General features: G+C 56.4%; 17 protein-coding genes. 1 reads left to right on the plus strand and 16 read right to left on the minus strand.

What is annotated here, in order from left to right:
• Positions 1-40: 40 nt before the first annotated feature.
• The 6 genes from QVG61_RS12500 to QVG61_RS12525 all read right to left on the minus strand — a co-directional run bounded on the left by QVG61_RS12500 (position 41) and on the right by QVG61_RS12525 (position 7,350).
• Positions 41-1,225, minus strand: a complete 1,185-nt coding sequence (locus tag QVG61_RS12500; protein ID WP_289930975.1) for a glycosyltransferase family 4 protein — start codon at positions 1,223-1,225, stop codon at positions 41-43.
• Positions 1,226-1,270: 45 nt separating this feature from the next.
• The gene (locus QVG61_RS12505) at positions 1,271-1,984 is read right to left on the minus strand and encodes a methyltransferase domain-containing protein (RefSeq protein ID WP_289930976.1); all 714 of its coding nucleotides are present in this window, start codon (positions 1,982-1,984) and stop codon (positions 1,271-1,273) included.
• A 78-nt stretch (positions 1,985-2,062) separates the two neighbouring features.
• Positions 2,063-3,376: a UDP-glucose/GDP-mannose dehydrogenase family protein gene (locus tag QVG61_RS12510; RefSeq protein ID WP_289930977.1), complete on the minus strand. Its 1,314-nt coding sequence runs from the start codon at positions 3,374-3,376 to the stop codon at positions 2,063-2,065.
• A gap of 19 nt (positions 3,377-3,395) precedes the next feature.
• Positions 3,396-5,129 (minus strand): alginate lyase family protein, encoded by a 1,734-nt coding sequence (locus QVG61_RS12515; protein WP_289930979.1) that lies wholly within the window; start codon positions 5,127-5,129, stop codon positions 3,396-3,398.
• Positions 5,130-5,646: 517 nt separating this feature from the next.
• Complete coding sequence (locus QVG61_RS12520; protein WP_289930980.1) at positions 5,647-6,609, minus strand: IS5 family transposase; 963 nt, start codon at positions 6,607-6,609, stop codon at positions 5,647-5,649.
• A 72-nt stretch (positions 6,610-6,681) separates the two neighbouring features.
• On the minus strand, positions 6,682-7,350 hold the full coding sequence (locus tag QVG61_RS12525; RefSeq protein ID WP_289930981.1) for a glycosyltransferase family 4 protein: 669 nt from the start codon (positions 7,348-7,350) through the stop codon (positions 6,682-6,684).
• A gap of 96 nt (positions 7,351-7,446) precedes the next feature.
• Here QVG61_RS12525 and QVG61_RS12530 point away from each other — a divergent pair, with 96 nt between their 5' ends.
• Positions 7,447-8,409 (plus strand): IS5 family transposase, encoded by a 963-nt coding sequence (locus QVG61_RS12530; RefSeq protein WP_289929955.1) that lies wholly within the window; start codon positions 7,447-7,449, stop codon positions 8,407-8,409.
• A gap of 141 nt (positions 8,410-8,550) precedes the next feature.
• Here the strand turns inward: QVG61_RS12530 and QVG61_RS12535 are convergent, their stop codons facing one another.
• From QVG61_RS12535 to QVG61_RS12580, 10 genes are all read right to left on the minus strand, one after another.
• Positions 8,551-9,000 (minus strand): glycosyltransferase, encoded by a 450-nt coding sequence (locus QVG61_RS12535; RefSeq protein WP_289930982.1) that lies wholly within the window; start codon positions 8,998-9,000, stop codon positions 8,551-8,553.
• A 16-nt stretch (positions 9,001-9,016) separates the two neighbouring features.
• Positions 9,017-10,018 carry a sulfotransferase gene (locus QVG61_RS12540; RefSeq protein ID WP_289930983.1) on the minus strand — a complete coding sequence of 334 codons (1,002 nt, stop codon included), beginning with the start codon at positions 10,016-10,018 and terminating at the stop codon, positions 9,017-9,019.
• Positions 10,015-11,244 carry a glycosyltransferase gene (locus tag QVG61_RS12545; RefSeq protein ID WP_289930984.1) on the minus strand — a complete coding sequence of 410 codons (1,230 nt, stop codon included), beginning with the start codon at positions 11,242-11,244 and terminating at the stop codon, positions 10,015-10,017. Before QVG61_RS12545 ends, QVG61_RS12540 begins: the two co-directional genes overlap by 4 nt.
• A 16-nt stretch (positions 11,245-11,260) precedes the next feature.
• Positions 11,261-12,175: a sulfotransferase gene (locus QVG61_RS12550; RefSeq protein WP_289930985.1), complete on the minus strand. Its 915-nt coding sequence runs from the start codon at positions 12,173-12,175 to the stop codon at positions 11,261-11,263.
• Entirely contained in the window at positions 12,172-13,503 is a 1,332-nt protein-coding gene (locus QVG61_RS12555; protein WP_289930986.1) for an O-antigen ligase family protein, read from the minus strand. Before QVG61_RS12555 ends, QVG61_RS12550 begins: the two co-directional genes overlap by 4 nt.
• 3 nt (positions 13,504-13,506) lie before the next feature.
• The gene (locus QVG61_RS12560; protein ID WP_289930987.1) at positions 13,507-14,289 is read right to left on the minus strand and encodes a sulfotransferase domain-containing protein; all 783 of its coding nucleotides are present in this window, start codon (positions 14,287-14,289) and stop codon (positions 13,507-13,509) included.
• Positions 14,273-16,480, minus strand: a complete 2,208-nt coding sequence (locus QVG61_RS12565) for a lipopolysaccharide biosynthesis protein (RefSeq protein WP_289930988.1) — start codon at positions 16,478-16,480, stop codon at positions 14,273-14,275. The genes QVG61_RS12560 and QVG61_RS12565 overlap by 17 nt, the downstream gene beginning before the upstream one ends.
• A gap of 75 nt (positions 16,481-16,555) precedes the next feature.
• On the minus strand, positions 16,556-17,977 hold the full coding sequence (locus QVG61_RS12570) for a hypothetical protein (RefSeq protein ID WP_289930989.1): 1,422 nt from the start codon (positions 17,975-17,977) through the stop codon (positions 16,556-16,558).
• A 63-nt stretch (positions 17,978-18,040) separates the two neighbouring features.
• Positions 18,041-18,895, minus strand: coding sequence for a sulfotransferase (locus QVG61_RS12575; protein ID WP_289930990.1), 855 nt, complete (start codon positions 18,893-18,895; stop codon positions 18,041-18,043).
• 34 nt (positions 18,896-18,929) lie between these two features.
• A complete protein-coding gene (locus QVG61_RS12580; protein WP_289930991.1) occupies positions 18,930-20,657 on the minus strand; it encodes a bifunctional sulfate adenylyltransferase/adenylylsulfate kinase in 1,728 nt (575 codons plus the stop codon).
• Positions 20,658-20,843: the final 186 nt, after the last annotated feature.

The raw sequence follows: 20,843 nt of genomic DNA on the forward strand, positions 1-20,843 counted from the left end.
CAGATCCGACCCAACTGCACGCCTCAAACAAGAATTTCACCTATTCAGCAAACAATGCCTCATAGGCCTTGAGCAGCTTTGGAGCTTCGTATTTCCACTCCAGCTCATCGAGCACCCTGCGCCTGCCGAATTCACCCATCTCGCGCCTGCGCTCAGGATCATCCACAAGTTCGACAATCTTCTTGGCAAAATCCACTTCGTCATTCTTCCTCGCATATAGGGATGCCTTCTGCGCGGAAAAACGGCCTTCTGTGAGATCGAACTGAACTATTGGCTTGCCCAATGCCATATACTCCATGATCTTGTTCATGGTCGATTTATCGTTCATCTCATTGGCAACATCAGGATTCACGCAGACGTCTGCCGTATTCAGCATCTCCAGCAAATCCTTATCAGGAACACGGCCGGTGAAAGTAACGTAATCTGCCACCCCCAATTCATCGGCATAGGCCTGCATTTCTGCCAGGGATGTACCTCCTCCGACCAGACCAAACTGTATATCTTCACGCCCCATCTCCTTGACAATATGCTGTATGGAACGCAGCAAATAGTCGATCCCCTCCTGAGCACCCATCACGCCCACATAGCCGACAAGATATTTACGGCCTTTCTTCAAGGCTTCCACGGGAGGCAGAACCTTCAATCTCTCCAGTTTGGGCCCACTACGCACGACAAAGACCTTGTCGGCCGGCATCCCTCCCCGCTCAATGGCAATCTTTTTGTAGGATTCGTTGGTTGCGATAGAGACATCCGCAAGCCGGAAGGTCCAGCGCTCCCAGGCAAGCATCACTTTGTAAAAAAAATCCCGCCTGCCAAATTTGGCTTCATAAAGCTCTGGATTGATATCGTGATGATCGAAAAGAAATTTCTTACCAAACAGCTTGAAAAAACCGCCAATCAGAAAAATATTATCCGGTGGATTGCATGCATGGATTGCATCGAAGCCCCTGCCAAAAAATACCTTCCATGCCAGGACAAACTCCCAAAATAGCGCCGCTGAATATTCATATAAATAGCCTAGCGCTCCCTCTCCTTCCATGGGCAGATTATGGCGATAGATATATATGCCGTCGATAACTTCGCATTTTTTTTCATAACCCTTGCCCGTCGGACAAATGATGGATACATCGTATCCATGCTCCTTCAAGGTTGTAGCTTCCTGCCAGACTCGACGATCGAACGGTGAGGGCAGGTTCTCTACTATTATAAGAATGCGTTTTTTCACGACAGAAACGAACCCGAGCACGCTCTCACAAGCATTGCAGCACCATCAATCAGCCGGCAGTATTTTTGAATGATCATCACTCTTTACTGCCATGATGGACTTGTCACCTATCGGTGTCCGCTCCGCTACCAACTTAGCCTCGGGAAATAACTCTCTCATATCCTTCTTCGTAAGTAACCGCCAATCTGGGGCTGACTGCTTAACCCAGATGCGATTGCTTATCTTAAGCAGAGGTAACAATAAACGCCGTGGGAGCCACCCCAAAAACGGGAGCCACGTATGGCTTTCCACTAAAAACCATTTGTTCGGCGTTTGCACAAAATATTGTCTTCCAATTCTCCGAATCTCGGCAGCAAATTCCACCTGCCTTGACCGAGCACGCTCCCTGAACTCTCTCCCGTTGTACAGTCCCCATACCTCGCTCTTTGGTAAAGTCACGTGCTCTATGACCGATGAGCAAAAGACAATATCGAAGAAGCTGTCTCCGAAAGGCACTTTACCAGATTCAGACAGCCGCACTGGATTGAACCCATAGCGCCCTGCCACACGCACGACATGCGACCCGATATCTGCCACATAGACATTTTCCGGACGAATGGCTGTATCTTCAAGAATCTTGGCCAGGTTCGAGCCGTCGCCGCAGCCTAAATCGATAATTTTGGTATCTGGCCCAAGCTCAAAGCTCTGTCGGAATATTTGTCCCCTCTTTTCTCGCGCACGGGAACTCAGCCTCCGCGCCAGCCTATGTACGACATTCATTGATAATATCCACCACTAAATCGCGGGCGCATCTTGCCGCCGGAGATGATACATACCGTTCATCTATAAAACCCATTATTACCAGCAAATGCCGTCATAGCGATTCGCAATGGACTGTTTCTCCGATATCCGAACCAGATCGACGATCACCTGGTTTTCGGCGATACGCTCCGGAATGTCCCGAAATTCCTCAGCCTTGTTACCGATGACGATGGTTTCCGCATGCTCCAGCACACTATCAATATCATCCACCATCAATTTTGAGATATGCGGAATGTGATTGAGAATATAGTCCTTATTCGCACCAACGAGGCTAGCAATTTTTACATTTCTATCGTACAAACGGATATCATACCCCTTGCCCAGAAGCCACTCGACAACTTCTACCATTGGGCTTTCGCGCAGATCATCTGTTCCAGCCTTAAAACTGAAGCCCAAGATACCTACCTTTTTGTTCCCCTTCTCGGCAATCATTTTGATGCCTTTTTTGATCTGATACTGGTTACTCTGCATTATCGAACTGATGATCGGCACATCAAGGTCGAGGGAACGTGCCTTGTAGTTCAGAGCGCGGACATCCTTGGGGAGACAGGAACCACCGAATGCAAATCCCGGTTTCATATAATACGGAGAAAGATTTAGTTTGGTGTCTTGGCAAAATATATCCATCACACGATACCCGTCGATACCGAGCACTTTGCAGATATTGCCAATTTCATTGGCAAAACCAACCTTCAGGGCGTGCCAAACATTATCCGTATATTTAACCATTTCCGCGGTTTCGATATCGGTCCGGATCAGAGGGGCGTTCAGATGAGCATAGAGACCAGCCAACATATCGCCAGCTTTTGAGTCGGTTTCACCAATTACTGTCTTGGGAGGGTTGTAGTAGTCATAAACAGCTGTGCCTTCACGCAGAAATTCCGGATTGTTGCATACCCCAAAATCTACCCCAGCCCGTTTTCCGGAAAATTCTTCCAATGTGGGGATCACAATATTGCGCATGCTGCCTGGTAGCATGGTGCTGCGCGCCACCACAACGTGAAAAGTATCCTTTTCCTTGAGCGCAGCGCCAATCTCCTCACATACTTTGCGTACGTACTTCAGGTCAAGGCTACCGTTAAGCTGGCTGGGAGTCCCAACGCAGATCAATGACATCTCCGATCCCTGCACCGCCCCCAGCACATCGGTCGTAGCGCGCAACCTGCTTTCTGCTACGGCCGATGCTATGATCTCCCCGATATCTTTTTCGATTATGGGGGTCTGTCCAGCATTGATCAGATCCACCTTAGGTTGATAAGGGTCCACGCCAATTACTTTATGCCCTTCTCGAGCTAAGCAACCGGCAGATACAGCGCCTACATACCCGAGACCGAAGATGCTGATATTCATAGATATACCTTCTTATTCCTTATCCCAAAATTGTTATCCGGGTGACCAGCTCACTGGTACCCTGGATCTCCCCTGACCAGCGTACGCAGGGCGCTGGCACCTTCACGTCGAAGCTGCGGGAAATCCAGCCCAGGGGGGGATCAATCCGCCCCATCACCACTTCCGGCTGCCAACCTACATGCGGCATAGCCATTTGTAGCACCACGTCACTGTTTCGTACCGTGACTAAAAACTCTTTAACTTCCAGCTGACATTCCTCGGAGAAATGCCAGTGAATCTCAACAGTGTGGCGCTTGCGACAAACGAGCCGATCCGTAATTTCAATTAGAGCATTCAGCTTATCATGGCTGATTGTGCGCTGATGCATCACTGGGTCTGATAGCCGCTGGTAGCCATCATGTTCCGCACTCCAGATATCCTGCTCCGACCCGCGCCTGAACTCCAGGCACCGTGCCCGAGCATGCCGCAACCAAAGAAAATTACCCCCCGACACCGATTGATCCAGACCATCAACCCGGACCGTATTGTGGGCTGCGGTACCACGGAAGTAGTCGCGCCAGACTTTCTGCGTGTGATATGCGTAAGTCCCTGGATCTACTAATATTTCCCGGCCCGCCACTGATAATGTGCAGGCCAGCGCATCAGCGTGGCCATGCGCGGCTATGGACAGATACCCCATCGGGCCGGAATCCGCCACCAGGCGAACCTCGCGTTGGGTGTCGAGTTGGCTTCCGAAAATATAGTATCCCCCCTCTGGGAATGCACGCCGGAATCCCATTTCCCGCACCGGCCCGGCCAGCGCATGGAATGCCTCCTCGCCCTCTCTGCCCAGCAACCAACGGCTCTTGTCATCAAAATCGCCCGCTTTGGCCTTGAAATCCGCACGTTTGAACAGAACCGCCCCGGTCGCAAGCAATGATCGATAGACATGCACGTCTCTTGGTGCGAACCGCACCATGACCGCATCGTCGGAATCGCCGATCATCGGTACCCGCCCCGCAACATCCATCACCGAAGCGATGAATTCCAGCATCGCCTCCAAACGTTCCCAATAGGACGGGGAAAAATTTATGCCGTTTGCCTTTCCGACCAAGCCACAGATGAGCATCATATCTGCCACCTCATGGTGATACCAGATGCCCTGTTCACGATTCACCCCGTCCCGCGCATTCTGCTTAAGGGCCTCTTGCTCAAAACCCTGTTTTGACAACTTCTGCCATGCCGCAGATTTTTGCCATAAGGGCCAAGTCACGCTAGCCACGAACAACCCCATGTATTCGCCCAACAGATGATTGTTGGCCGAGGAGTAGCGAGAAAAATGGCTGGCGATAAAGGCGCAATGCCTGTAGATCGACTCCAGCCACTGATGTCGAAATTCCTCTCCTTCTTTCCCGGCAAACACGGCCGAGTGCTCACCGCCCAGCAGATGCCATGCTACCGACCAGTTCACCAGCCTCACCGCATGCTCCAGGGAACTGGTCCAATTGGGTCCAAGCGGGTAGGGACATTGCTTAAACCAGGATAGCAGCAGCGTCCGGACACCCTCCGCATAACGGAGATCCCCGGAAAGATGGAAGGCCTGACCCAGTGCTACCAGCTCCAGATGCCTGTTCGGCTCCCACAGGTACTTGATGTCACCAACAAGGCTTTCATCACGATAATTAAGCGTCTTGCCGAACCGCAACGGAGCCACCGTGCCCGTGCGCGGATCACGATTCCAATTCGGTGGAAAACCCAGCTCCACGTTATTCATGGAAAATATATCGTAACGGCCCTGCAGCACGCGGTCTGCTTTTTGCACATAAACAACGGGACTTACAGGTGCATCACATGCAAACCAGGCGCGCCCTGGCACTCCCCTTGGAGCACATATCTCGTTCAATCGCGTTCCGCGCCACCTTTCCACTTGAGCGTGGATCACTTGCCCGGTACGCCACGCAATCTCTCGCGTGCTCATCGCACGCAACCGTCTCACTCTCCATATAAGAGACGACAAAGCCACTTTACAACCCACCCTCAATCGCACCGGTCACGAAAAGCGCTGCCTCCATCTGTACGCCAGCATTCACAACAAAAAGGTTATCCCCCACATCACCCGAAACGCCATTTCCATCCTAGGGAACGTCTGATCAATTGACGTTTTGATCGGTGATTTCGTGATTCAGCCGTTCATCGGTTCACAAAAAGGACGAAATACCCAGAATGTCGCCGTGTTGCGATCTCTGGACCACCGTTTTCGTGCGCCTGACCCGAATTCAGGCGCATTGACCCTACGCTACCGCCAACAATCGTCGTCGGACCATGTACAGATTCGCCAGACCACATGCAACAAACAGCCGATTGGCGTTCTTGTAAAGCCCCCGGTACCGAATCTTGTCGAATCCGAAGATCCGCTTGATGATCAAGAAGGGATGCTCCCCCCGCGCCCGCACCTTCGATTTGGTCCGGTTCTTCGCGCGTTCCTCTTCCGACAGAGGCCGGTTCCTGGCGCCCTTGCGCTGCGTGAAATCCGCCGCCCGGGGCGCATGTTTGCGGATCACATCGGTTTGCCCACTGTAGGCAGAGTCACCCCAGACCCGGGTTTCCTCACCGTGCAGCAGGTCCGGCAGCACCTGGCTGTCATGGACGTTGGCCGCAGTGGCAGCCACCGAGTGGATCAGCCGGGTCTTGCTGTCCACCCCCACGTGGGCCTTCATGCCAAAGTACCACTGGTTGCCCTTCTTCGTCTGGTGCATCTCGGGGTCGCGCTTCTTCTCACGGTTCTTCGTCGAGCTAGGCGCATTGATGATCGTGGCATCGACGATGGTGCCCCGGCTGACCTTCAGGCCGTTCTCCTCAAGATACTGACCGATCAGGACAAACAGCCGCTCACCCAGGTTGTGGGCCTCCAGCAGGTGCCGGAAGTGGAGGATCGTCGTCTCATCCGGGGCCGGCCCCTCGCCCAGGTCGATACCCGCAAACCGGCGCATGGCCCGCGAGTCGTACAGCGCTTCCTCCATCGCAGGGTCGGAGAGATTGAACCAGTGCTGGAGAAAATGGATGCGCAGCATGCGCTCAAGCCCCACCGGCCGGCGGCCTGGCTGGCCGGGGGCAGGCTTCGGATAGAACGGTTCAATCACCTCGCAGAGTTCTTTCCAGGGAATGATTCGGTCCATCTCCTCGAGGAAGATCTCTCGGCGGGTGGGCTTGCGGTAGCGTTCAAATCCCTCATCGGCAAAGCTCTGTTGGCGCATCCTCTGGAACTCCAGGCAGCTTGATCGAACAAGACGTATTATGCCTTATATGGCCGATTGATCAGAGGTTCCCTAGGATAGGCACGCAACTTCATCGTAGGCACGCATAAGCATTTCCGCAACGACAGGCGCCAAAAACCTGCCTGTCGCAAATTCATTGTTGAACTTGCAGATTCTTTCCATTCCCGACGGATTCAGGAGCAGCCTCCTGACGGCGCTCACAATACTCTCGACGCTGTTATCTCTAACCAAATACCCCATGCTTCCTTCTTCAAAAAAATCCGCGACTCCACCCACCGGGCTCGTCACAACCGCCATACCAAAAACCATCGCTTCAAGAACCGACGTTGGCATCCCCTCGCCATACGACGTAGGAAACACATAAACATGATGCGTTTCCAATATCTCCCGCTTTCTTGCCCCCCTGACATCCCCCACAACCGATAAGTACCTGCCTTCCGGATCATGCCGCCCCGCAAACTCGCGAACCTCCGGCATACAGCTCCCTTCTCCCGCAACAGTTAATGTCAGGGGCCATCCCTCTTCCCTCAGTTTGACAACCGCCTGCATGGCCTCCAGCGGCCCCTTCTCCCTGACCAATCGCGCCAGAAACAACGCCTTTATTTCACCGCCTTCCTTGATACATGCCAACTTATCTTGAATGGAGAACCCGGAAACAAGATCGGACGCGACTGTGGTTCGCGCAACTTGTGTTCTTCCGCCGAGCCCCCAGTCTTCCAATTTTCCCTTAAAGGAATTCGCTAAGGAACCTCTGATCAATCGGCCATATAAGGCATAATACGTCTTGTTCGATCAAGCTGCCTGGAGTTCCAGAGGATGCGCCAACAGAGCTTTGCCGATGAGGGATTTGAACGCTACCGCAAGCCCACCCGCCGAGAGATCTTCCTCGAGGAGATGGACCGAATCATTCCCTGGAAAGAACTCTGCGAGGTGATTGAACCGTTCTATCCGAAGCCTGCCCCCGGCCAGCCAGGCCGCCGGCCGGTGGGGCTTGAGCGCATGCTGCGCATCCATTTTCTCCAGCACTGGTTCAATCTCTCCGACCCTGCGATGGAGGAAGCGCTGTACGACTCGCGGGCCATGCGCCGGTTTGCGGGTATCGACCTGGGCGAGGGGCCGGCCCCGGATGAGACGACGATCCTCCACTTCCGGCACCTGCTGGAGGCCCACAACCTGGGTGAGCGGCTGTTTGTCCTGATCGGTCAGTATCTTGAGGAGAACGGCCTGAAGGTCAGCCGGGGCACCATCGTCGATGCCACGATCATCAATGCGCCTAGCTCGACGAAGAACCGTGAGAAGAAGCGCGACCCCGAGATGCACCAGACGAAGAAGGGCAACCAGTGGTACTTTGGCATGAAGGCCCACGTGGGGGTGGACAGCAAGACCCGGCTGATCCACTCGGTGGCTGCCACTGCGGCCAACGTTCATGACAGCCAGATGCTGCCGGACCTGCTGCACGGTGAGGAAACCCGGGTCTGGGGTGACTCTGCCTACAGTGGGCAAACCGATGTGATCCGCAAACATGCGCCCCGGGCGGCGGATTTCACGCAGCGCAAGGGCGCCAGGAACCGGCCTCTGTCGGAAGAGGAACGCGCGAAGAACCGGACCAAATCGAAGGTGCGGGCGCGGGGGGAGCATCCCTTCTTGATCATCAAGCGGATCTTCGGATTCGACAAGATTCGGTACCGGGGGCTTTACAAGAACGCCAATCGGCTGTTTGTTGCATGTGGTCTGGCGAATCTGTACATGGTCCGACGACGATTGTTGGCGGTAGCGTAGGGTCAATGCGCCTGAATTCGGGTCAGGCGCACGAAAACGGTGGTCCAGAGATCGCAACACGGCGACATTCTGGGTATTTCGTCCTTTTTGTGAACCGATGAACGGCTGAATCACGAAATCACCGATCAAAACGTCAATTGATCAGACGTTCCCTAAAACGAATATCCGGCTTGCACTGCCATATATACCGCGAAAAAGCCATGCCCACTTTTCCGATATGGCATCCGCCAAGCCGGAATTCCATCCATGAAAAAATACTAATACCGGCACTCCTCGGCGTTTGGCCGCCAACAGAAACAAGCCATCGCGCACTATGCTCTTAAACCCAAGAGAGGGGTTTATATGCACAATGTCTGGGTTGACCCTCCCAAGCATTCTGCGAAAACGCAACTGGTCCACCAACGGGTGCGCACCACGAAGGAATGCATTGGTACTACCGATTTCCAGATATTCCACATCATGGAGCTTGTCCGCATGAAAGTGGGGCAGCAACGCGTTGAAAAATCCCGCAACCCCCCCCGGATCTTGTAGTGACGGACCGGTCACCAGTACCTTCGCCCGTTTTGTTGATACGGCCATACCTGCCTTCACTCCCGAATGCTCCAGCCTAGGGGGCGCCCACGAACAACCGCTTATGGCGAAGATGCATGAGAATCCCGCGAAGCAGCCCATGCTCTCTCGCCACGGCCTTGGCCAAACTCAGCCCGTCCTGAAGGTGCCATAGCCTCCTTTGCAGCCCACTGACCTCACGAGCTTGTGACGCATATATCGGCTGGTAACCATAAAGTTTCATCCCCTCGAACCCAAATTCCTCGATTTTCTTTATTTCGATTTTCCTCAGCGCACGCAGATATTTATTCTTGTTCCCCTGAATGATGCCAACAGCGCCTCGTGCATCCCCGAGATTTTCACTCGGCGCATCTAACGACCCCATCTCGCTCACGAAATCAATACCGAGAAAATCGCATATTCTTCCTAACTGTCCCGGAGGGTCTTCCAATAGCGACTCATAATAAACCTCCATGTATCGATCATTTACTTGCTGCCCTGCTCTTCTGGCCTTAGCAACCCCTCGTCTCCACCGGTACGCCGCGCGGTACTTGTTCTTACCCCACGCCTTGTTAATGGACAGACAGTAATCCCTCACATCCCTCACTATATGGACGAATCTAGCAGTCGGATACTGAGCAGCGATGACCTCGATGTACTCTATATATGACGGGCTTTTATCACCCCAAATAATATTCCCGCCTTGCGGGTTCTTCGTGACCGCCCGCACAAGTGCCTCGAACACTCCGGCTGGAGAATACTCTTTTATATAGGAGCGCCATTCATCCTCCGCCAACGCCTCCCCCCTTTTCCGAAGATACTCGAAGAAAAAATGGCGCGCCATCCGAACATAGAATTCATGAAAGCCCGCCTCTTGCTCTAGACCGGAAAATCCATGCCAGTTCTTCACAAGGTACGGAAAAATCATCGTCTCGACATCCGGAATCGCGATCCTTGGATGTCTGTTCAGCAAGTCCCTAAGCAGCTTGGTACCGGATCTCGGCATGCCAACGATAAATAATGGCCCGCCAAAACCCTCTGATGACAAACCCTCCCTCATTGCCGAACCTCGCCGATTCTAGAACTTATGAACCGCGCCAACGGCCCCGCATGGGATTCAAAATGGAAACATCTTTCCGCAACCTTCTGACCCGCCGCCCCAATCTCCGCCGCCCTGTCTGAATCGTCCAGCACGAACTGCATACATGACGCAATGGATTCGACGGACTCCGGCTCTGCAATCAATGCCGAGTCCTGATGTCTCAAGTATCTATCTACATCCCCTACCCGGGTAACGATCACCGGAGTTCCTGACGCCAGATATTCCCCCAGCTTGGTTGGAAAACCCAGCCCGGCATAGACACTGCTCGTCCTGCAACACAGCAGGCCCACGGCATTTTGGTACGCCCACACGAGCTCCCTTCTGCTCAGCAAGCCCACGAATATCACACGCCCCCCCAAGCCCGCAGCCTTCATAGCTTCCAGAACCCGGCGCTGGTCACCGGCGCTGACATTTCCGGTAAATGCCAGATAAACATCATCCCTTTGACGACAGACCTTGATGAAGGCCTCCACAATATAGGCAACACCGTCTTTTTCCACAAATGATCCCGAATTAAGGAAAAACCGGATCCCTGACAACTGAGGCACCTCTTGGCTAACCGGAAACGAATAGAGTTTCACGTCCGTAAGAATCGGCAACATAAAAATCCGCTCGCCTTCCAGCCCCTTATTGCGGTAATACAAGGCTATTCCCTCCGAAATCGGTATAACCCCCTTCGCAATACGCGGTACCAGGAACTCCATCAACCGTTCGGAAAAATTCAAAAGGCGTCCTACGAGATGCCGCTTGGAACCACCTGTCGCCTTGGACCTCACCTCACATGCTTCAACAAATACGGGAATACCGAGAATCCGCGCAACCAACAACGGCACGCCATGCTTCAGGAAACTGGGGGTATACAGAAGAAGATAGTCGATTTCCCTATCGGCATTCATAGCCATCAACACCCTAGCCGCCCCGACAATTCCACGCCACGTATCCATAAAGGCGGGCACAAGCCCCGAAGGACGAACGGTGTTGCCGCTGAGATATACGAAGTCGACACCATCAACATTCCCCGACACCGCCGCATTTTCTTCCACCGGCTTCTTCAGGGTGGGCTGAAGAAGCGCAACATTCACCGGCGCCCCCCCGATATCCAGCGCCCTGGCAATCAGGCGCAGCCGTGTTGCAGTGGCGTTTCCTTCCGGAAAGTCGCCGATCGCAAGCAAGAGGCCCTTCATTTGCAATCTCTTATCATTACGAAAGCCGGTAACCGCGCCGGTCTCTCAGCAGGGAATAAGCGAGTCTCATTGCGTCGCCAGGAACGTCTCGCCATGATCCGGCAACTTCCCCTAATTCACGTAACAGCTCGCTTCTCTGGTAGCCCATGACACCGAGACGGTAGTCGCCGACCCATTCGAGGTAGCGTCGACACCACATCCTCCTCAGCGGCGATGCCAACGTCGTTCGCCATTTTTCCAGAGGCTCCTGCGCCATCCTTGTATAATTCTTCACGCCGCTCTTGTCGCCCATGCGCCCACCAAGGCGAATTTCCGAAAAGGACTCCACCAGTCCCGGCTCGAAATCCAACCCCAAATACTCGAAGATACCTTCAAGAACGCTATCCGGATCGCGGAGCAGATTTTCATATTGAACGACATGGATCCTCTCACCATATCGCTCTTGCACACGCACGAGATTTGCCAGCCCGTCGAACAGATCGATCCTGTAATTAGAAAGCCGCCAGACACCTCCGTAGCTGTGAATCCTGGACCCAAGCGTCGCCAGCGGATTCCTCCAAAGAAGAAGGAACTTGGCATCCGGGAACCCCTCAACGATATGATGCGCGACAAGGTGGTAACGAGGCGTCTTATCCAGGAAGTACCGGGTGTCGTGGCCGGTCAGCTCACTATACAGCTTCTCCGCAAAGGCGCGGACGGCCGCATGGTAACTGTCCATTCCCCTCGGAAGCACGCCACAGAGATCTGCGATAGCATTCTCCAATGTTTGCTGCGAATAACGTGCTTGGCATAAGCCGTTCTCGAATGGCACATACAATGGCAACAATACCCACGGCTCCGACGTTGTGGCGATCTGCGAATGCCCGGACAGCACCCTCTGGAGCAGAGTCGAACCCGAACGTGGCAGGGAGAACAGGAAAAGAGGGATCATGGCGCGCTGTCCTTCGGGCTGGCGGTGGAGCTGTTCATTCTGACCCAGTTAAAGCTGATCAAGGTTCCCAGCATCAACCACATCGTGCTGCTGATACCCCCATAAAATTCTACGGCAATAAAAAGGGCGACAATGGCGCCGATAATCAGCGGCGGCTCTACCGGTAACAAAGGCGGAGCTGCCTGTTTGCTACCCCCTTTGAACGCAAGCCATATCAGACCGGCAACTCCAGCTACTGCGAGCGGCCCGCCTTGAAGAAGCAGTCTTAACCACATGTTATGGATATGTTCTATCAGCGGTTGCCATTTCCGATACGTCTCGTAACTGACACCAAGCGGCTCCACCGCCAGCAAGGCAAGTGCCTGAGAATATGATTCTAGCCTCTCGACGGCAGTATGCTCGGCTCGCTCACCGCCCATCTGGCTGATCCGCTCGACGATATCGGACCCGAACGCCACCATAATTCCGGGGAGAACAACCATTCCAGCCAAAAACAGGCCAATAATGGCATTTCTTTGTTTACCCGTGGCGGTCTGCAGTCGCCGCCACCCCCAATACGCGCACAATGCCAGGATAGTACCAAACAACATATTACGGGACTGCGAGCCCGCCAGCCCGAGCAACAGCGCAAGCCAGACCCCCAGTTTTCCGACGCGGGACCCAAGAAACCCCAACGCCTCGCGGCCATGCGAGACCATCAACACGGCAACAAAGCCGTAAAGGATCGACAGGTCACCATAACTGCTGAACAGCCCGATCGATTTCGGGAGCCACCCCTCGCCAATCCTGCTCTCCGCAAATCGTTCCACTGGCAGCCGTATCACCCCCAGCGCTACCAGGAATGCCGACAAGCCGCCAATTACCGCCACGACAACGATCAGCTTTTTCATGATACGGAGTGTCCTCAGATCCCGTATATAGAGCGCCGGGGCAAAAAAGTAGAAGCTGTCCCGCACTATGTTCCATACCGCTTCGCGGGGAAATACCGGCGAGGCGGCAAATTTTGCAAGCACGGCGATACCGTACAGGGTGTACAAAGCCAACATGGCCCAAAGGATCTGGACGCGCCGAACGACGATCGCCTGGTCCCGTAGACGCGGCAGGAACACCGCGGAAAGACAGAGAAAAGGCGCGAGCAGATTATCAATCGAGTAGGTCGCCACGACGGAATAGCGGTAAAAGGGCAGAGAAAGAACCCAAAGACAGAAAATTCCGAACAGCAAACCATGCCTCTGCGACCCGATATCATAAGCGGCACCAACCAGCGCCTCACTGGGACCAGAATCCGCCGTGACCCGCCTAGCCTGCCGTTGTCCCTTCAGCCACACCGTTCAGCCCTCCCCTGTCCGCAACATCGTCCGATAGGGAGTACCAGTCAGAGCCGCCTCAATGTCTCCACAATTCTCTATCAGCTCGTCATGATTTGCCGGGTTGAGCTTCTCCATCCGGGAGGCAAGCGATCTTGGCGGACAGCCGAGAAATTCAAGACAATTCCCAAGACCACCCTCGTCGGCAGCGATATCCTCGTAAACAACGGAAAAGACCGGGACCCCGAGACGCCCTAGCACGATACCGAACAGGCGTTGGTCCCTCTCGCGCCGCCTCAATTGTTGTAGCAGCAACTTGGGGTCCACATGAAGTTTTACTCGCTGGAACTCTCCTCCTTGCTCGGCATGCGCCACTTTTCTCGCCTTCTTGGCCATGCTCGACAACACAATATCGAGCACATTCCTGCGAATCAGATGGATGATCCGAAGCCGGCGCCGGCGGATATACCACAGCGTTTCCGGCCACTGCACAATCTGGCTGTACATCAACTTCAACCCTATGGCCCGCTTTTCCGGGTGGGCAGCGAAGACCTCGTCAAGATAACGAAAAACCCCAACCGGCCGGATAAGACGCTCGATCCCGCGCAGACCCCTCCGGTAAGTCTGCCAATATACCTGATCCTTGTACTTGCCCCAGTCGGGCGTGCCTTCACCCTTGCGGAGAAACAGCTCCGTATAGCTTGCTATATCCGGATGACTGTTCAGCAAATCTGTCAGCCACGTGGACCCGCTGCGTTGCGTGGAAACCGTGACAAAGTGCGTTCTTGCCTCATTCAGCCGCGTCATTCTCCCCCCCCGCCTTGCGTGCGGCGCCGTCGAGCCAGCGCATGAATCCTTGCCCGGAAAGGATACGGCAAATAAGGCGGGCAAACGCCTGAGGCTCAAGACGATTGCCACCCCGTTTGCCCTTGTAATATTCCTTACGCAAGGTGCCGGTATCCGGATCCAAGAGCGCCTCATCCAGATCCACGAGATAGGCATCATGGTCCGCCGCCCAGCGGCGCAGAGCGGCGTTAAATTCGAGGGACAGCCGGGTTCGTTCCCACTGGGAGGCACTGAGCCCCGGCCTTTGCACGTCCATCGCAGCCGCGTCGCTGTCGCGCACAGACGGGAGCGGTATGGTGACCAGGGCCACGCGATGCCCCCGAGCCTGGCATAATTCCATAAACTCGAAGTAACGCAGCAAGGATTCTTCGATAACCTCCCGGGCGGTCACTCCCGCCTGCTCCGCCTTTTTCCAGGCCCTATATCCCACATCGACCTCGCCCAGCAGGAAGAGCAACGGCCTGTGCCGAGGCATCCGGGACAGCCACTCCCCGAAAATCCTCGCAGCGCCGGTACGCGAATTGAGGTTGGCCAGCCCGTAGGCCGTGGCCCCTTGCACCACCGTGGCCCGGAAATAGACACCCGGCATGCAGCCGGTGCGGTTGACGACCGGGAATATGTTGCAGTGGGAATCCCCCATGCATTCGACGACCCGCACCCGCAGCAAGGCGCAGGCCAAGTCTTCAAGCGGTCGCAGCAGCCGCTCCAGGCGGTAGAACAGTGGCACCCGGTGCGCGCGCCGCACCAGTTCGCCGCGCAGCCAGAACCAAGAATCCCGGATGTAGCCCACGCCGGCAAAGGTGGTAATGCCGAGCACACGCCGGGCAAACAGCGCCATGAGGAGGTTCTGCAGCGCCAGGCCGGAGGCGTAGCCCAGGGCCACGCCCGCCGCGCCATGGGTCTGAACCAGCGCCAGGCTCATCACCACGCCGACGAGCCCGCCGCCCACGGCGGCACGCATCAACAGCCCCTGCTGATCGCACATCGCCAGCACATTGCCCGGCGATCCGGTGAGCACATTGACGGCTTGCCCGGCCGCCATGATGACCAGCACCCAGGCGCCGGCGGCGAAATACTCCCCATAGAGGATGCGCAGCACCTCGCCACTGAACAGGATCACGAGGGACAGCAGCGCCAGCGCGGGCACCGCGGCCAGGGTCGCAGTCGAACGCAACATGCGTTCAAGCTCCCCCCTTTTTCCCTGGGCATGCAGCTCGGCGATCATGGGCGGGATGACGTGGTTTACCAGGCTGATCGGCAGGGCCACGAGCTGCATCAGCCGGTACGCCGCCCCATAGATCGCCACCTGGTCGGCCCCGGCCAGCGCGCCCAGCAGCCAAAGATGCGTCTCGCCGAGGGCGAGAATGGAAAAGCTGGACACAAACAGGGGCGCGCTCAAACGCAGCACCGGACCGAGCGCCAGGCCGCGCGCCGGCGCCAGCCTGGACCAGTGGTCGCGCCACAGCAGCCAGCCGCCGGTCAGGAGGGTCAGGCCGAAAGCGGCCAAGCCGATCCCCAAGGCTGTCTGCAGGCTGACCTGTCCAACGGCCAGCCACAGCCCTCCCAGCAGCAGGGCCGTGAAAAACTGGGTCTGCGCCCCCTCGTACACCGCGGCCCGTGCAAAATCGTGAAATCCGCGAAACGCCTTGGACAGCAGCATCTGGCCTTCACGCGCGACTATCCACAACGCGGTCAGGCCCGCGAACGCCGCCACTTGCCCGGAACCAAAGACATGCTCGGCCAGCAGCGAGCCGCCCCCCAACACATAACCGCCGGACACCACCAGTGCCCCAAGCGCAGCGATCACCAGAATCCCGCGCAGCGACCGCCTGACCCCGGCCTCGTCTCCGATGGCCATGCCCGCGGCGACCAGCCGCACGATTGAGTGATGGGTGCCGAACTGCGCGAGCGTCGAGCCAAGCAGCGCAATACTTGCAAGGATGAAATAGGTGGCCATGTCCTCCGGAGCAAGCATGCGGGCGAGCAGCGCCGTTACCAGCATCCCGCACAATGCCTGGATGCCGCGCCCGAACACCATCCAGAGTCCGCCGGAAAGCAGGCGTGAACCGACCGAGCGGCGGCGCGCCGCGCGCCCTGTCGTCACCGCCGACAGGCTTTCAACATTGGGGCTGTCGCTGCTCGTCCCGGTCATGGCAAAAAGGGGAAAATAGGCGTCCAGCCCAACAAAAGCGAGGACGCGGCAGCGGCGAATTCAAGGAATCCCGTTTTACCAGAACGCATAGACCGGACCTTTCACGCCGGGCAAACCGCGCCGCACTGCAAGCGGTCTGCCTTCCAAATCCCATACCTCTTTTGCCCCGGACAAGAGCGCAGTCAGATCCCGTCCATCGGACCAGATCACGGACACGTCCTTCTTGCCAGCGAAGCGGTACTCCCAGATCCCGGCTTGAGCCGGTATGCGACCAGCGGCCGGCCTCGCTCCGGACAACGTATCGCTCAGCACGCGGAAGGCACGGCTCGCGACGGTCGGCTTGAATAGCGTTGGATCGGCCGTCGACGGGAACAGTCGAGCGACCCTACCGGTGCCCTCGCTATCTCGTATATTCCAGTAAAGCGCTCTGTTGATGCCGTGCCCGAACAGGATAGCAAACACCTTGACCGTATTCGAAGCGTGCTGCAAATCAGAGTAATAACGCAGGTCCAGCATTCGGCGCATCTTTCCGTGGGAGTCGCGTTTCCGTTTGGTACGCAACCCATAACCCACCTCTGCCGCAATGATAGGGCGCTCGGCGCCGGCAGCGCGCATTTCCGCGTCAATCCACTTCAAGGTCTGCTCCAAGGCACGCCAGCCGCCGTAATAGTGCAACTGAAACAGATCGCTCCCCATGGGCAAATGGATGGCATCGCGAACAAAGGCTATTCGCCTCTGAACGTCACTGTCGTTCAACAGTCTGAAAAGCCCAATCTTCCCCTCGACCTTGATGCCGCCCCGACCTTTCCAGGCCTCCCAATAGTCATGGGCGGCGGACAGCCCTTTGCTTTTCCATATATCATGCGCAACGGCCAGTGCGATTGACTTGTCACTGAAACCGGAATTGGCGACCTTGGCCGTCGGATCGACGCTCTTGATTGCCTTGATCGCTGTTGCCAGTACTTTTCCATACTGGGAATACTCAAGCACCATCGGCCGATCGCTTGACGCCAGCCCGGAACGCGACTTCGCCAGGTCCAACTCGGCCTCGTTCCCAATCAAAAAGATGGATACCCTGCCCTTGAAAGCCTGGGCCAAGGCACGCACCCATGCAAAATAGCCGGCGTCATAGCCGTATTCGGGTGAGTTAGACTCTGACAGCCGGTCATAGATCTGAGGCGATTCGAGTATCCGGAACACTACGCCAACCCCATGTTTCTCGTGAACCTCAACCACCCTATGCAGGCGATGGAATTGGCGATTGTTGTCCACCCATTGCCGGACATCCACGATGTTCCATTCGCCCCCCGCAGCCCCAAGGTGAGCAATGTTTTCCTCCAGAAAAATCCATCGATCACGCGCAATGGGATCCAACTTGACTTCATCGAGAAACTTTCCATCCTTCCACATGAAAGGCGCAACAGGAGCACGGATCCCTAGGCTGACCGGATCTGCCACCGCTGCCCGTGCGGCAACCACCATTGCACACACCAACATGGCGATACACTTCCAACCGACGGCATTGAACCGGCAACCAAGAATCACAAGCACCTCTACCCACTATGCGTCATACCAGTACCCAAGATCCCTGCCAAACTTTTGTTCCAGGAATTCACGATCCTTCTCGTAGTAACGCACCAGCGCCTGCCTGACCACAGCCGGCATATTAGAGGCTGGAGCAAAGTTCACCGGCTTACTACCCTGCTTGCTCTCGGGCAACAACTCTGAATCAACCCCAAGAAATTCGCATACGCGACGCAGCTCCTTGTCACCGTCAACCTGAATGTCGTCAAAAAACATATAGTGAATACGCTCGACGGGGACAACACTTTCCCACGCCTCGATATTGCGGCGGTAGTCGCCGCGAATAAGAATGCCTTCGTCGTGCGTCAAGCCAACCAGATAGTCAAGACCAGTATCGCCGGCCTTGGCGCCATAGCCATACCACGTTCTGCGCCGCATCACCGACCAAGCTCGTTCTATGGGATTTCTGAGAATGTATATAATCTTCACACCAGGAAGATAGGCAGCCATCTCCTTTATACGGTCAATAGGCAGAATCGAATATGCCGGCGTAACATCCCCCTTCACACAACCGTGCCCTGCCTTAAAACACAGGGAATACCAACGCCGATGCAGCGGCGAATCCAGCCTGTATCGGTATCCACCTCTCGCATCTTCGACGTCGAAGTAATGCAATTCTTTTTCATGAGGTAGGTAAATCTGAGGATGGCGAGCCAGCCGATTATGAAGCCAGGTGGACGCCGCGCGCGGCGCCCCGATCCCCAAAAAATCGGGCTTTATATCACCCACCCATGGCATGAGCCACGCACGAAAGAGCCGCGATGTTCGCCTGTAAGCCTTAACCCACTGGCGGATCCTAATTTCAGTTTGCGGGAAACGTTCGAGCCGCATTAGTAACAACCTCGTTGTCCATGAAATACCTTAACTAGCTGACGGAGTCCAAGTAGCCTTCACGCAACAAATAGAGGTAGATCTCCTGCGCGGCCTCCATTGGGTTCATACCGGTGGTGTCTACGCGTAGTTCGGGGTTCTCGGGTTCTTCGTAAGGATCACTGATACCGGTGAATTCCGGGATCAAACCCTGACGCGCTTTTGCATAAAGACCCTTGCGATCGCGCGCTTCACAGGTTTCCAGTGGCGTGGCGACGTGGATCTCGATAAAGCTGCCGTGCTGCTCGATCATGTCGCGCACTGCGCGGCGCATCTCGGCGTAGGGGGCGATGGGCGCGCAGATGGCGATGCCGCCGTTCTTGGTGATTTCGCTGGCGACGAAGCCGATGCGGCGCACGTTGAGATTGCGGTGCTCCCTGGAGAAACCCAGCTCGCTGGACAGGTGCAGGCGCACGATGTCGCCGTCCAGCAGGGTGACAGGGCGGCCGCCGGCCTCGATCAGCTTGGAGTAGATGATTTTGGCCAGGGTCGACTTGCCCGCCCCGGACAGGCCGGTGAAGAACAGGGTCAGGCCCTGGCGGCTGCGCGGCGGGCAGACCTTGCGCAGCTCGCGGACGACCTCCGGATAGGTGAACCACTCGGGGATCTCCTCGCCCTTCTGCAGCCGGGCCTTGAGTTCCGTTTCGCTCAGGTCGACGCCCTCCTCGCCTTCCCGCCGCAGTTCCGAGACGGGCAGGTAACGGCCACGCTTGGCGGAGTATTTCATCTCCTCGACCGGGACCATCTCGATATCCAGATCGGCGGCCTTGTCGGCGACCAGTTCCTGGGCGGCGTACTTGGCATAGAAGCCCTCGCCGTCGCCGCCGTTTATGGGGGGCGAAGCGTGGTCCGGGCCGACGATGAAGTGCGAGCAGCCGAAGTTCTGGTGGACGATGCCGTGCCACAGCGCCTCGCGCGGGCCGGCCATGCGCATGGCCAGCGGCAGCAGGGAGAGCAGCGCCAGGTTGTGCGGGAAGTGGCGGCGGATCGCCTGGTAGCAGTGCACCCGGGCGTAGTAGTGCAGGTCGCCCGGCTTGGTCATGCCCACCGTGGGGTGCAGCAGGATGTGGCCGCCGATCTCCTTGGCCGCCTGGAGGGTCATGTCGCGCTGCAGGCGGTGCATGGGTTTGCTGGTCTGCAGCGCGACCACCCGGCGCCAGCCCATCTTGCGAAACAGGTGGCGCAGCTCCTCCGGGGTGTCCCACAGGCTCTCGAAGTCGTAGTGCACGGGCGCCTGGATGCCCTCGATGGAACCGCTTATATAGGTATCGCCGACCTGCTCGTAGAGGTAGCGCACGCCCGGATGGGCCTCGGAGGTCGTGCCATAGATGCGTTCGGCCTCATGGCGCTTGTCCGGCTGCCAGATATCCTCGACGGTGAGCACCGCCGGCATGAAACCCTCGCCGTCACGCAGCGCGATTTTCTGGCCTTTTTCCAGTTTTTCGGCAAATTTCGATGCCACATCGAGGACGATCGGCACAGGCCACAGCGTCCCATCCGGCAGCCGCATGCCCTCCAGCACGGCCTCGTAGCCGGCCTGATCCATGAACCCGGTCAGCGGCGAGAGGCCGCCGTTCATCAGCAGCTCCAGGTCACAGACCTGGCGCTGACTGAGGGTCAGGGAGGGAAAATCCTTGGATGCGTTCTTGAGCCGCTCGGCCTCGTCGGCAGCGACCCGCAGATCCACCAGCTTGCCGCCGTGCGGCGGTACGAAAAACTCCATAGTCCACCCTATTCATCAAACGTCGCCTTCCCGCCACCCTGTGGAGGAGCGCTCGCCCGGCCGCGAAAGTTTCCTTCGCGGCCTGGCGACCGCTCCTGCGGATCCGGGGGGCGACGATTGTAATGGTTATATATGACAACCCCGCTCAAGGGCGGCATTCCATCTTAGGTGCCCCCCACCCACAGG

It is taken from the genome of Thiohalobacter sp. IOR34, assembly GCF_030406045.1.
Classification (GTDB): domain Bacteria; phylum Pseudomonadota; class Gammaproteobacteria; order Thiohalobacterales; family Thiohalobacteraceae.

Excerpts from the sequence above, each read along its gene's own strand:
- QVG61_RS12530 (WP_289929955.1), top strand. The coding sequence starts at position 7,447 with ATGCGCCAACAGAGCTTTGCCGATGAGGGATTTGAACGCTACCGCAAG.
- QVG61_RS12505 (WP_289930976.1), bottom strand. The coding sequence starts at position 1,984 with ATGAATGTCGTACATAGGCTGGCGCGGAGGCTGAGTTCCCGTGCGCGA.
- QVG61_RS12560 (WP_289930987.1), bottom strand. The coding sequence starts at position 14,289 with ATGACGCGGCTGAATGAGGCAAGAACGCACTTTGTCACGGTTTCCACG.
- QVG61_RS12570 (WP_289930989.1), bottom strand. The coding sequence starts at position 17,977 with ATGTTGGTGTGTGCAATGGTGGTTGCCGCACGGGCAGCGGTGGCAGAT.
- QVG61_RS12575 (WP_289930990.1), bottom strand. The coding sequence starts at position 18,895 with ATGCGGCTCGAACGTTTCCCGCAAACTGAAATTAGGATCCGCCAGTGG.
- QVG61_RS12540 (WP_289930983.1), bottom strand. The coding sequence starts at position 10,018 with ATGAGGGAGGGTTTGTCATCAGAGGGTTTTGGCGGGCCATTATTTATC.
- QVG61_RS12510 (WP_289930977.1), bottom strand. The coding sequence starts at position 3,376 with ATGAATATCAGCATCTTCGGTCTCGGGTATGTAGGCGCTGTATCTGCC.
- QVG61_RS12520 (WP_289930980.1), bottom strand. The coding sequence starts at position 6,609 with ATGCGCCAACAGAGCTTTGCCGATGAGGGATTTGAACGCTACCGCAAG.
- QVG61_RS12565 (WP_289930988.1), bottom strand. The coding sequence starts at position 16,480 with ATGACCGGGACGAGCAGCGACAGCCCCAATGTTGAAAGCCTGTCGGCG.
- QVG61_RS12545 (WP_289930984.1), bottom strand. The coding sequence starts at position 11,244 with ATGAAGGGCCTCTTGCTTGCGATCGGCGACTTTCCGGAAGGAAACGCC.
- QVG61_RS12580 (WP_289930991.1), bottom strand. The coding sequence starts at position 20,657 with ATGGAGTTTTTCGTACCGCCGCACGGCGGCAAGCTGGTGGATCTGCGG.
- QVG61_RS12515 (WP_289930979.1), bottom strand. The coding sequence starts at position 5,129 with ATGAATAACGTGGAGCTGGGTTTTCCACCGAATTGGAATCGTGATCCG.
- QVG61_RS12550 (WP_289930985.1), bottom strand. The coding sequence starts at position 12,175 with ATGATCCCTCTTTTCCTGTTCTCCCTGCCACGTTCGGGTTCGACTCTG.